The organism is Peribacillus sp. SIMBA_075, from assembly GCF_046534585.1.
In genome coordinates this window covers 1-243 of sequence record NZ_JAWRYN010001403.1, presented here as the reverse complement: position 1 = coordinate 243, position 243 = coordinate 1, and the positions used below count along the sequence as shown (strand labels likewise).

General features: G+C 43.2%; 1 protein-coding gene. It reads right to left on the bottom strand.

Going from position 1 to position 243, the window contains the following annotated elements; translation table 11 throughout:
* Positions 1 to 243, bottom strand: a 243-nt coding sequence (locus SB775_RS32955) for a radical SAM protein (protein ID WP_410865497.1), incomplete at both ends; no start/stop codon positions are given.

The window sequence follows — 243 nt, the reverse complement described above, 5'->3', positions numbered from 1 at the left end:
CAGTGTTTCATTCTCATATGATTGCGGGTTGATGCTAATCCGGTCAATATTGTAGCGGTTTAGCACCTCTAGCTTATCAGGCGAAATCGTATCAGGACGTCCTGCTTCTACAGTAATTTCTCGAATATGTTTCACATCAGGAAAAGAGCGATACATTTCTTCATACAGTAAATCCATTTCTTCCGCTGTGATACTCGTTGGCGTGCCTCCGCCAAAATAAACGGTCGTCACTTTGATCCCATG